We start from the raw sequence: 12,569 nt of genomic DNA, 5'->3' as shown, positions 1-12,569 counted from the left end.
AACAAGTAAGTGAGCAAAAGAAAGGGGGGGGCAATAAATGCGCGGCACTAAGTTGTCCCAGTTAGGTCAACAGCTTTTTTTCGTTGGTCCGGCAGTTTTGTTTTTTACCTTAATAACGATTATCCCATTTTTGATGGGGATGTATTACTCTTTCACAGATTGGAACGGTGTATCCGGTAATGTAAGTTGGGTCGGATTTCAAAACTTTTCCACTATTTTCTCAAATGACCCTGACTTCTGGTCTTCCTTTTGGTTTACGGTAAGATTTACGGTGTTAGGTGTGATTTTGACTAACGTAGTAGGCTTCTTCTTGGCTTATCTGTTAACTAAACCTTTAAAGACACGTAACATGCTTCGGACCATTTTTTTTATGCCGAACGTTATCGGAGGGTTGTTGCTTGGTTTCATCTGGCAATTTATTTTCATCAAAGGGTTCGCCACTATGGGCGACCTGACGGGATGGTCCTTCTTTAATCTTCCTTGGCTTGGTGATGCCACAACAGGATTTTGGGCGATTGTAATGGTCTTTGTTTGGCAGTCTTCCGGTTATCTAATGGTTATCTACATTGCTTCGTTGAGTAACGTATCCAAAGAAGTCCTAGAAGCGGCTGATATTGATGGGGCTTCCCGTTGGCAGGTGCTACGCAATATCGTAGTTCCACTAATTATGCCTGCTGTAACTATCGGCTTGTTCTTGGCCATTTCCTGGTCATTCAAAATGTTTGACTTGAACTTGTCCTTGACAAAGGGCGGACCGTTCAAATCGACGGAATCCGTTGCTATGAATATTTACAATGAAGCCTTCCTGAACAATCGTTACGGGCTGGGTACTGCAAAAGCGCTGCTGTTCTTTGTAATTGTAGCCATCATTACTCTGATTCAGGTCCGTATCACGAAGAGCAAGGAGGTTGAAGCGTAATGAAACCTACAGAAAAAAAGAGATGGAATATTGGCACGGAAGTGATAATGATCCTTCTGGCCCTGCTCTTTCTCTCTCCATTCTATTTCTTGCTCGCAAACTCGGTGAAATCCTTCGGTGAAATTCTGAGTGATGCGGCAAGCTGGCCAAAAGTATTTATGTGGTCGAACTATTCAACCGCTTGGAAATTAGCCCGTTTCGGTGAAGCTTTCCGAAACTCGGTTATTATCACAGTGATCAGTGTTATTCTAATCTCTCTGTTCAGTGCGATGGCATCCTATCGTATGGTTCGGGCGAATACGAAATTCAATCAGTTCTTGCTGCTTATCTTTGTAGCGGCAATGGTAGTTCCGTTCCAAACGATCATGATTCCAATTTTGAAGGTCGTAAATGTTATTGGAGTAAACAACTCTTTCCTTGGTTTGATTATCACGAATCTAGGGATCAGTGTTCCGATGGCGATCTTCCTGTTCCACGGCTTTATCAAGTCCGTTCCTCTTGAAATTGAAGAGGCGGCTACAGTAGATGGATGTAATCCTATTACCGTGTTCTTCCGTATTGTGCTTCCTTTGCTGAAGCCAATGGTGATGACAACGATCGTGCTAAACGCACTTGGAATATGGAATGACTATCTGTTGCCATCCTTGATTCTTCAGGCACCAGAGCTTCGGACCATTCCACTGGCGACTTTCTCCTTCTTTGGTCAATACACCAAACAATGGGATATGGCACTTCCGGCTCTCGTAATCGGGGTCGCACCAATTATCATTTTCTACCTGTTTATGCAACGTTACATTGTTGAGGGAATAGCGGCTGGCTCGGTGAAAGGTTAACACCGAGCCCTTCGTTCCAAATATTTTTTAAGCAGTCCACTATTTTAAGGGGGAATATATAATGAAGAAGAAACACTCCGCAGTTGCTCTATCAGCAGTAATGGCAATGAGTTTAGCTCTAACAGCATGTGGTGGTAATAATAACGCTTCTAGTAACTCACAAAATGGAAGCGCTGGCACAAATTCAGGTGAAGTGAAGACCGTAAAGATCTTCCAATTCAAAACTGAAATCGTAGAAGGCCTCAATGAGCTTAAGGTTGAATTCGAAAAAGAATACCCTAACATCAAGCTGGATATCCAAACAGTTGGTGGTGGTGCGGACTACGCAGCAGCATTGAAAACTAAATTCGCTTCCGGCGATGCGCCTGATATTTTTTCCAATGGTGGATATGCAGAAATGGAACTTTGGGGAGACAAGATGGAAGATCTGTCCGACCAACCTTGGGTAAAAGATCTGATTCCTATGGCTGCAGAGCCTATGACTAAAGATGGCAAAGTATACGGTATGGCAATGAACCTTGAGGGTATCGGTATTGTGTATAACAAGGACTTGTTCGCTAAAGCGGGAATCACTGAAACTCCAAAAACATTGTCACAGCTTGAAGAAGCAGCTAAAAAGCTGCAAGCTATCGACGTAACTCCTTTTGGTAATGCATATCAGGAATGGTGGCTGCTAGGTAACCAAGGGATCAGCGTAGCCTTTGCACAACAAGATAATGTAGATGAATTCATCAAAGGTTTGAATGAAGGAACTGGTACAATTGTAGGCAATAAAACGTTTGAAGAGTGGAGCAAGTATCTCAAACTGACTTTACAATACGGACAAAAGAATCCTTTGACCACAGATGCTAACACTCACCTGGCAATGTTCGCTAAAGGCGAAACTGCAATGATGCAAGAAGGTAACTGGGCACAAACTCTTGTTGATAACATCACTCCTGATATGAACATTGGTATGTTCCCTATGCCAATCAATGAAGATGCTGAGAAGAATGACAAAATGACTGTAGGTATCCCTGCGAACCTAGTAGTCAACAAAGAATCCGGTTCTAAAGAAGAAGCAAAAACTTTCTTGAACTGGTTGGTAACTTCCGATATGGGTAAAGAGTATATCGTTAAAAAATGGAAATTCATCCCTGCTTTGTCCACAATCGAAGCAACACCTGAAGACATCGGTATGCTTGGAGCAGACGTATGGAACTATGTAAAAGAAAACAAAGTTTATGGCCTGCAATCCTCCAAATTCCCTGATGGTGTAACGCAAGAATTTGCCAGCGTGATCCAACAGTTCATCGCTGACAAGGTTGACGTTAACGGCTGGATGACTGGTATGCAAGCTGCATGGGACAAGCTTAAAAAATAAGTAAAGCACATTTATAGAGAAGATTTAATGGATATTAGTGGTTAACAGAAGCGCTCTCCGTATACCTCATCAATTTGAGACGGGGAGCGCTTTTTTTGGGAAACAGGGCTGAATATCAAGGGATGGGGAGAAGCGCCAATGAAACGATATGATCATGTTCAGATGGGTGTGGACTATTACCCGGAGCATTGGGATGAATCCATGTGGGAACCAGATATCAAGTTGATGAAAGAAACAGGTGTTAAAGTAGTCCGGGTTGCTGAGTTCGCATGGAGTCGACTGGAGCCTACTGAGGGGAATTACCAGTTCGAGTGGCTGGACCGTGCGCTGGACCTTTTTCATCAATATGATCTGCAGGTTGTGATGGGTACGCCAACAGCTACACCGCTAAGATGGTTAACGACGAAATTTCCGGATGTGCTTCCGGTGTTTGCTAATGGAGAGACCTTTCACCCGGGGGTACGTGGACACCGCTGCTATAACAGCACATCACTGCGTGAGTATGGCAGCCGTATTATTCTGCGTCTTGCCGAGCGTTACAGTGAACACCCGGCCGTCATAGGCTGGCAGACTGATAATGAATTTGGCATGTTGGATTGTCATTGTGACGCTTGTAATACTGCTTTTCGAGCATGGGTACAAGCTAAATACGGAACACTGGATGAGGTCAATGCAGAATGGGGAACCGTAGTTTGGAGCGGGGAGTACAGCGATTGGAATGAGCTTACCGTGCCGCTGGGCGGATCACCTCATCAGAATCCATCTTTTCTGCTGGATTTTCAGCGGTTTCAGTGGGATTCGGTGGTAGCGTTTCAGACGGCGCAGATCAATATTTTGCGTATGATTTGTCCAGAGCATTTCATAACCCATAACTTTCACAGCTATCCGCAGCGTCTCGATATGTACGCAGTGGGTGCAGATCTGGATGTGGCTGCGTTTGATTATTATCCGAATACTTCGCCAACCAAACAAGATACGACGCCTTATAGCGGAGCGCTTTCATTGGACGTAACCCGTGGCATCAAACGTCAAAACTTCTGGATTATGGAGCAGCTGAGTGGATCGCCGGGTTGTTGGATGCCGATGTGGCGAACCCCTTATCCAGGACTGATTCGTGCCTATGCATGGCAGGCGATTGCTAGAGGTGCGGATACGGTTGTTCATTTTCGCTGGAGAAGTGCAACTTCAGGAGCAGAACAATTCTGGCACGGGCTGATTGACCACAGCAATGTTCCGGGACGCAGATTAGCGGAGTTCACGCAGCTATGTCATGAGGTTAATAGGCTGAGCGACAAGCTTCAAGGAACGATGCTGAAAAACGAAGTGGCTATCCTCCATTCCCATGAAGAGAAGGCCGCACTGGATATTCAGCCGCAGGCAGAGGGCTTTGATTATTATGAGAACATTAAGCAGATTCACCGGGCGGTAACCAAGCTTGGCATCGGCTGCGATGTTATCGACCTCAGACAACCGCTTGATGGATATAAAGTAGTGATCGCTCCGAATTTATATTTGCTGGATGAGGAGATCGTACGTAATCTGGAGGATTTTGCCCTCGCTGGCGGGACCTTGCTGATCACCAACCGTAGTGGTGTCAAAAATATAAACAACATCGCAGTCATGCAACCGCTGCCCGGGCAGCTGAGCTACTGTACCGGCGTTGAAGTGCTGGAGTATGATCCGATTGGCGCTGAAACACATGCCATCATGGATGCGGAGGGTAACCAATATGAATGTACCCAGTGGTGCGACATTCTCCGACCGGTAGTGGCCCAGCCGATTGCTTGGTATGGTGATGATTTCTATCGCGGCACACCCGCTGTAACTGTTAATTCCTTCGGTAAAGGTCAGGTTTATTACTTCGGAACTCATGCGGAAGAGAAGTACTGGTCAGTTCTATTAGAGAACCTGGCTAAGGAAAAAGGGTTGTTACGCTTTGAAGGATTGCCAAACGGAGTACAAGCCTCCGTACGGACTGGAGATCAGGGAAGCTTCCTGTTCCTGCTTAACCTGAGCCGCGAGTCGGTGATCGTTCCGTTGCCACGAGAATACAGCAGCCTGCTGGATAATAAGATTCGATCGGGAGAGCTCCAGCTCGGGCCGTATGGCGTAGAGGTGCTGGAGATTTGAGTGGTTTTGAGTAAAGAGGTATTGAAGTGGGTTTGGGAGTGTGGCAGGAGAGAGGAAAGTGGAGTGGGGAATGTGTGGAGTAGGGTGAAGTGAAGGTTGGTGAAGATGGAGTGAGGGATGTGTGGAGTAGGGTGAAGTGAGGTTGGTGAAGATGGAGTGAGGGATGTGTGGAGTAGGGTGAAGTGAGGTTGGTGAAGATGGAGTGAGGGATGTGTGGAGTAAGGTGAAGTGAGGTTGGTGAAGATGAGTGAGGGATGTGTAGAGTAAGGGAAGAGCGGTGTAGGGGAATGTGTGGAGTAGGAATAGTGAAGTAAGTGGAAGTGTGGAGTAAAAAATGAGTGGAGTAGGGCATGCAGAAACTTTAACAGAAGCACAACAGAAAATAGTTGCACTTCGTACACTTATTTGAAATGTTGGAGTGTTTAATTGGTTTTAGTTGCACTTTGTGCAGCTAAAAATCGGCTTATCCCGCTGCAAGGCCATTTTCCGAGAATATAGTTGCACAGAATACACTTATATGGATAATTTCTGCCTTGCAGGCTATTTTAAGTGTACAAAGTGCAATTATTTCGTCTGACTTACTCATACTGAACTGAAGAGAGCTGCACAATGGACTCCATCATGATCAGATTTCCGCATGGACTCCAACATGAGCAGATTTCCACATGGAGTCCCAACATGATCAGATTTCCGCATGGACTCCATCATGATCAGATTTCCACATAGACTCCACCATCATGTGCAGATCTACACGATCCAGCTCAGAGGTGCCGCACACTCGCAGCCAAATGCACCCAGCCAACGTACCGCACCGCCCATTTCTACACAATAGTAGCGCATACCATACTCTTACTACGTTCTAGCCGCATATTCCCAGCGAGCAATTTTTCCACAGTGGGCGGGACATTTTTAATGCAGGCGTCTAAATTGCTCCGGCGTAGTCCCGGATTGCTTGCGAAATGTGGCTACATAGTGACTGACATCGCGGAAGCCGACTAGCTGGGAGATAGCTTTTACCGTAAGATCGGGTTGGCTTACGAGCATTTCTTTGCTTTTGCGGATGCGTAAACGTACGAAATAGGCATAAGGCGAGAGGCCGAAAGTTTGGACGAATAGGTTGTTAAGATAGCGCCCAGATACCCCTAGTTCATCGGCTAGATCGTTCAGTCCGAGATCAGGATCGCCATAATGGCTGTCCATCCATTTTAGCAGTGGCTGCAGCTTATCTACATTGCGGGAAATCGCCGTATTGTTATGAAGTTGGCCATATTTACTCAAAGTAAGCAAAAAACGATAAGCATCTGTGGAGGCGCCGAGACCAAACATATCCTGGTAGGCATCATGACGATCCAGCATTTCCTTCAGCAGATTGGGGAGAGGCGCTTCATTTTCCCAACGGTAAAAAGAATTACTATTCATCCCAAGCGTCTCCAAAATAGTTTGTACCGAATCGCCACCGAACGTTAGATAATAGGTGCCCCAGTTTTTGGTGGAAGCCTCATAACGATGGGGTGTATAAGGAAGTAGTAATACGCCGCTGCCTTCGGGCAGGGAAAAGGTTTTATTATCAAAATGGATGATCCCTTCACCTTCTGAGGTCTGAAGCCAATGATACGTGTCATAGCCATCGGGGCGGGATACTTTTTCCTGATCATGATTGTGCCCCATACTGTCTAAAGTGATTGGCAAGTGCTGTCCACCTTCATGGACGAATACGATCCTGCGATGCATGATTTCGGACAATGTTATCCTCTCCTGTTAGTTCTATATTCTTATATGTATGAGATATTATTTTATATTTAAAGGGCAACCTTAACCATTTACAATAGATATATAATTATACTATAAAGGGTGTGCGAAGTGTGATTAACGATAAATTACCTAAAATTTGGTACGGTGGAGATTACAATCCGGAGCAATGGGATGCGCCTGTATGGGCTGAGGATGAACGGATGTTCAAGCTGGCGGGAATTGATGTTGCCACAATTAATGTGTTTTCCTGGGCTTTAATTCAACCTTCCGAAGATACTTATGATTTCTCCTCATTGGATGAATTAATGGATAGACTATATAAAAATGGAACTTATGTATGTCTAGCTACAGGAACAGGAGCGCATCCAGCTTGGATGGCTCACCGATATCCTGAAGTGACACGTGTCGATGTCCAGGGCAGAAAACGTAAGTTCGGTGGACGTCATAACTCCAATCCGAACAGTTCAGTTTACCGCAAGTATGCAGCGAAGCTGGCTGGTAAGCTGGCAGAACGCTACAAAGATCATCCGGCACTGGTAGCTTGGCATATTTCTAATGAATATGGTGGCTATGATTATTCCGAACAGTCCGCTGCTGCCTTCCGTGTCTGGTTGAAGGAGCGTTATGGTTCGCTGGATGCTTTGAACAAGGCTTGGAATACACGCTTTTGGGGACATACGTTTTATGATTGGGAAGAAATTGTGGTACCAAATGAGCTGAGTGAAGAATGGAACGGTAACCGTACTAACTTCCAAGGGATCTCGTTGGACTATCGCCGTTTTATGTCTTATAGCTTGCTCGAATGTTACAAAATCGAATATGAAGCGATCAAAGAACACAGCACCAACGTACCAGTTACAACGAACTTGATGGGCTTTTATCCGGAGCTGGATTATTTTGAGTGGGCCAAGCATATGGATGTAATTTCTTGGGACAACTATCCTTCACTGGACACACCGGTCAGCTTTACAGCAATGACACATGATCTTATGCGTGGATTAAAAAATGGCCGACCGTTCATGCTGATGGAGCAAACACCGAGCCAGCAGAACTGGCAACCTTACAACTCTTTGAAACGTCCAGGCGTTATGCGCCTATGGAGTTACCAGGCTGTAGCACGTGGTGCAGATACTGTGTTGTTCTTCCAGCTGCGTCGTTCGATAGGGGCTTGTGAAAAGTATCATGGAGCGGTAATTGAGCATGTGGGTCATGAACACACACGGGTATTCCGTGAATGTGCTGAGCTGGGCAAAGAGCTGGAGCAGCTTGGAGATCAATTACTGGATGCGCGCAGTGCGGCTAAAGTAGGGATCATCTACGATTGGGAAAATCGTTGGGCACTTGATCTATCAAGCGGTCCGTCGGTTGCCTTGGATTACGTGAATGAAGTTCACAAATATTATGATGCGCTGTATCAGCAAAATATCGAAGCCGACATGATCGGGGTCGAAGAGAACCTGTCCAAGTATGAAATTGTTATCGCACCTGTAATGTACATGGTCAAGCCAGGTTTTGCAGAGAAGGTTGAAGCCTTTGTAAAAGCGGGCGGCACATTCATTACGACTTATTTCAGCGGTATTGTTAATGAGAACGACCTTGTAACGGTTGGAGGTTATCCAGGCGAATTGCGTAAGGTGCTTGGAATTTGGGCAGAGGAAATCGATGCATTACTGCCAGGTATGAGCAATGAGCTCGTGCTGGATAAAACGTGGGGTAGCTTGAGTGGTTCTTATAAATGTGATCTGCTCTGCGATCTGATCCATGCCGAAGGGGCAGAAGTTTTGGCAGAGTACGGTTCTGATTTCTATAAAGGAATGCCTGCACTGACTGTGAATAAATTTGGCGAAGGTAAAGCTTATTATGTGGCGACTAGCCCAGAAGCTGGATTCCTGCAAGGTTTCCTAGCGAATCTGTGTGCCGAAAAGAACATTCAGCCGCTGGTAACTGCACCGGAAGGTATCGAATCTGTTCAACGTGTGAAGGATGGCGTATCTTATCTGTTCTTGCTGAACCACACCGCTGGTGATTTAAGCGCCGATATTGGGGCGGCTGAGCGTACTGATCTACTGACAGGTAATGTAATTAGCGGTTCAGCTGTTGTGCCGGGTCGCGGAGTATTGATTTTGTCGGATAAAAAATAGTTGAGTCTCATCTAACCTATATAAATTTGAAATCCCCACTACAAAACGCTTTTATGAAGCTGATCGTAGGTGGGGATTTTTTCTGTTATCTTTTGGTGTTTCAGTCGCTGCTCATTTTGCCTTCAGCCGTACCCATTGGGTTTCCGCTGCTTAAAGTAATGCTCTCCGCCAAAGTGGAACCGGATTTCAGCGTATATTGGATAATGTCATCAGCTTTCAGGTCAGCTAAGCTGATCGTGTTCTCCTGACGCGTGCCATTGTCGGAGGTCACCGTTACAATTTTGGTATCAGCATCAATTGTAATATCTGTGGTTTCCTCGGAGAAGGTTTGCTGCATCCCACCCCCCTGTGGTCCACCATCTTGTCCACCGCCGTCAGGGCCACCTCCTTCCGGCATTCCCCCCTCTGGAGGTGTACCGTTTTCTGAGCCTTGATCACCTTCGGGTCTTTCCGGTGGAGTACCGGCCTGACCATTTTGCATATCGGCTCCAGTCGTACCTCCAGTGCCTTGTGCGGGCGGGGAAGGCATTTCTGACGTATAGATTGTAATCGTGTTGTCGCTAATACTCTTAATCTTGCCGAAATTCATGGACATGTCGGGTCTGCCGTTTTGTTGATTGCCGTTTCCATGAGATTGCTGTGCCTCAGTGTTATCTGCGGGTGCCGTGTTCGCTTGGTTATTAGCAACTGCTGTTCCTTCGGCCTCCGAGTTCGTGCTGCAGCCAGCCAATAGTAGAGAAGCGAGTAGACTTCCTGAGATCATAATCGGTATTAATTTCTTCATTTATTTTCTCTCCTTAATAGTTTTAGATTGATTAGGAGAAATATATCAGACGGTTCTGAAAGGTTGCTTAAGATCAGCTGAAAGTTTGCCTAAAGAAATAGATCATGTAAATGCTATATAATAATCATATAAGTGGGATAAAACTCTACAAAGGTAAGTCATGGTAAGACATAACCAACGTTCAGGAAAGAGGCAGTACATGAAGAATTTACTCGTAACAGGCTACCGTGCGCATGAGCTCGGTATTTTTGACAATAAACATCCGGGAATTCCTTATATCAAAAAGGCGCTGTCTAACAGATTAAAACCGCTAATTGAAGAAGGCGTCGAATGGATTATTACCCCCGGCCAGTATGGTGTCGATCTTTGGGCTTGTGAGGTGGTAAGTGAACTCAAGACTCAATATCCTGAATTGAAATTGGGGATCATTACGGCGCATACTGGACAGGAAGAGAAGTGGAAGGAAGAGAAGCAGGAGGAATACCGACGTATTATTGCGGGTGCGGACTTTTGCAGGGCGGTCAGTAATGCCCCTTATGACGGCAGCTGGCAGTTCCGGGCCAGAGACGACTTGTTGTTCCGCAAAAGTGACGGGATATTGCTCTTTTATGATGAGGATGCGGCGGAAGGCAGCCCGAAGTTTTTTAAAGAACGAGCGCTGAAGCTGCATGCAGAGGGGGACTACGAGCTGTTTCTTATTCATTCTGATGAGATTCAAAATATTGCCGATGAAGAAAATCAGCGAGATTATGAATGAAGCTACAGAGACATCGCGAAATAAAAAGGCCCGAATCGGCATTGGAAAATCACCGTTTACGGGCTTTAGTTTCTATTTGAACGAGAGGTGGAGAATAGGATGAGTGAGGTCAATCAAGCAGATATTTGTTATGTTATTTTGCTTAGCCCGACGAATCAAGACCGTAGAGACATGGAGATTATTCGTGGTCATGTTAAGCATTTACAAGAGCTGGACCGTAAAGGACAATTAGTGCTGTGTGGTCCCTTTAGTGATTGTCCTGGCGGTATGGTTATTGTAAGAGCGAACTCACGCGAAGTAGCCGTTCTCCTTGCCGAAAAAGATCCTTACGTGCTGTCTGGCATTCGTAGCTATGAAGTGCGTACATGGAGTCTGTCCCATGAGGGAAACAGGCATTTAGGTATTGTTCCACTCCAGGAATAGGTTTAATCAAATGAAGCTTTTTAGCGAAGGTGCTTTTCGCACCTTGTAATGCTGCTCATAAGCATAGGCTAGCTTGATAAGCGTGGGCTCCTGATAAGCTTTTGCTGAGAAGGTTACACCAAAGGGAGCACCGGCCGACGTGTACCCAGAAGGAACGACGAGGGACGGATATCCTGCTCTGGAAGTAATTCTGGCGCCAAAATCGGCAGGGAACAGCAGGGCATCCAGATTGTATTCTTTCATAGTGGCATCGATGCCTTCTTCCTTGCACAGCTTCAGGTCAGTCGCACGATGGCGTAAATATTGAGCTTCGCTTTGTGTGCCGGAGGAGGTATATTCCGCATCTATTAACGTAGCTTGACCAAATCTCAAAGTCTCCACAGGGTGTGCATGATTAAAATCAATAATATCCTTCAAGGTTCGCATAGGTGCTCCGGGGCCCAAATGAGATAAATAAGCATTCAGTGCTGTTTTGAATTCGTTTAATACCACCGAAGAGTAACTAATTTCGCGGGCGGTTTTAATATCCGCGGGATCAATGATGGTCGCTCCAAGCTCTCTCATCCTGTCGACGGAAGCGTTGAACAAGGCAAGCTGCTCATCTGTTAGCTCCTCAAAATAATAATCACGTGGTATCCCAATTCTAGCTCCCTGCAAACCATTCGGATCAAGGAATACAGTATAATCCCCGTGGACTTTACCTGTATTTGTTCCCATCGCTGCATCGTGCTGATCATTGCCCAGCATGGCGTTTAGTAGCAACACGGCATCATGAACGGTTCTAGCCATAGGCCCTGCGGTGTCTTGTGTATTGGAGAGCGGCAGAATTCCTGAACGGCTGAGCAGCCCCACGGTTGGCTTAATGCCGATGATGGAGCCCAAATTACCGGGATTAAGAATCGATCCTGAAGTTTCTGTGCCAACAGAGACCGTACAGAAATTACAAGCGACAGCTACTGCTGAACCAGCACTAGAGCCGCCGGTTGGCGTAGAAATATTGTAGGGGTTAAGGACTTGCCCGCCGCGGGAGCTGTAACCGGAGGGCATGCCGTTCGTCATAAAATTGGCGAATTCGGTCATATTGGCTTTACCCATAATAATGGCTCCGGCTTCACGCAGCTTGGTAACTATAAACGCATCTTCCCCGGCAAAAGAATTCGCCAAAGCCAGCGAACCCGCACTTGTATGCATTTTGTCCCCAGTATTGATGTTATCTTTCAACAACACAGGTATCCCGTGCAGCGGGCCGCGAGGGCCATTAATTGCCCGTTCCACATCCAGAGATTCTGCGATAAACAACGCATCAGGATTAATCTCCAGTACAGAGTTAATCGTCAGGCCGTTTTTGTCGTGATCAGCAATACGTTCATAATACATGAGAACTAGTTGTTTTGACGTAATTTCTCCGGCTTCTAATGCAGCTTGGATGTCCGGTATGGTGGCCTCTACGATTTCAAAACTCATATG

At 45.9% G+C, this 12,569-nt stretch carries 10 protein-coding genes; 7 read left to right on the top strand and 3 right to left on the bottom strand.

Features of this window, described 5'->3' with window-relative positions; all coding sequences use genetic code 11:
• Positions 1-37: 37 nt before the first annotated feature.
• The 4 genes from MKY63_RS06085 to MKY63_RS06070 all read left to right on the top strand — a co-directional run bounded on the left by MKY63_RS06085 (position 38) and on the right by MKY63_RS06070 (position 5,245).
• A complete protein-coding gene (locus MKY63_RS06085; RefSeq protein WP_036680772.1) occupies positions 38-919 on the top strand; it encodes a sugar ABC transporter permease in 882 nt (293 codons plus the stop codon).
• A complete protein-coding gene (locus tag MKY63_RS06080) occupies positions 919-1,752 on the top strand; it encodes a carbohydrate ABC transporter permease (RefSeq protein ID WP_036680774.1) in 834 nt (277 codons plus the stop codon). Before MKY63_RS06085 ends, MKY63_RS06080 begins: the two co-directional genes overlap by 1 nt.
• Before the next feature lie 61 nt (positions 1,753-1,813).
• Positions 1,814-3,115 (top strand): extracellular solute-binding protein, encoded by a 1,302-nt coding sequence (locus MKY63_RS06075; protein ID WP_094902687.1) that lies wholly within the window; start codon positions 1,814-1,816, stop codon positions 3,113-3,115.
• Positions 3,116-3,253: 138 nt separating this feature from the next.
• Positions 3,254-5,245, top strand: a complete 1,992-nt coding sequence (locus MKY63_RS06070; RefSeq protein WP_076316994.1) for a beta-galactosidase — start codon at positions 3,254-3,256, stop codon at positions 5,243-5,245.
• 909 nt (positions 5,246-6,154) lie between these two features.
• Here the strand turns inward: MKY63_RS06070 and MKY63_RS06065 are convergent.
• Positions 6,155-6,988 (bottom strand): AraC family transcriptional regulator, encoded by an 834-nt coding sequence (locus MKY63_RS06065; RefSeq protein WP_256717386.1) that lies wholly within the window; start codon positions 6,986-6,988, stop codon positions 6,155-6,157.
• A gap of 119 nt (positions 6,989-7,107) precedes the next feature.
• On the opposite strand from MKY63_RS06065, the gene MKY63_RS06060 reads away from it, so the two are divergent.
• Entirely contained in the window at positions 7,108-9,138 is a 2,031-nt protein-coding gene (locus MKY63_RS06060) for a beta-galactosidase (protein WP_339812015.1), read from the top strand.
• A gap of 100 nt (positions 9,139-9,238) precedes the next feature.
• Here MKY63_RS06060 and MKY63_RS06055 read toward each other — a convergent pair whose 3' ends face one another.
• The gene (locus MKY63_RS06055; RefSeq protein ID WP_339812012.1) at positions 9,239-9,922 is read right to left on the bottom strand and encodes a hypothetical protein; all 684 of its coding nucleotides are present in this window, start codon (positions 9,920-9,922) and stop codon (positions 9,239-9,241) included.
• Positions 9,923-10,121: 199 nt separating this feature from the next.
• Here MKY63_RS06055 and MKY63_RS06050 point away from each other — a divergent pair, with 199 nt between their 5' ends.
• Both MKY63_RS06050 and MKY63_RS06045 read left to right on the top strand, forming a co-directional pair.
• Positions 10,122-10,679, top strand: coding sequence for a DUF1273 domain-containing protein (locus MKY63_RS06050; RefSeq protein WP_038568847.1), 558 nt, complete (start codon positions 10,122-10,124; stop codon positions 10,677-10,679).
• A 99-nt stretch (positions 10,680-10,778) separates the two neighbouring features.
• Positions 10,779-11,102, top strand: coding sequence for a YciI family protein (locus tag MKY63_RS06045; protein ID WP_339812009.1), 324 nt, complete (start codon positions 10,779-10,781; stop codon positions 11,100-11,102).
• Positions 11,103-11,108: 6 nt separating this feature from the next.
• On the opposite strand, the gene MKY63_RS06040 is transcribed toward MKY63_RS06045, so the two are convergent.
• Positions 11,109-12,566, bottom strand: coding sequence for an amidase family protein (locus MKY63_RS06040; RefSeq protein ID WP_339812007.1), 1,458 nt, complete (start codon positions 12,564-12,566; stop codon positions 11,109-11,111).
• Positions 12,567-12,569 lie beyond the last annotated feature (3 nt).

Origin of the sequence: Paenibacillus sp. FSL R7-0189, assembly GCF_037969925.1 — a bacterium.
Taxonomy (GTDB): Bacteria; Bacillota; Bacilli; order Paenibacillales; family Paenibacillaceae; genus Paenibacillus_AQ; species Paenibacillus_AQ odorifer.
Note: the sequence above shows the minus strand (reverse complement) of the source record. Positions and strands in the feature narration are given on the sequence as shown.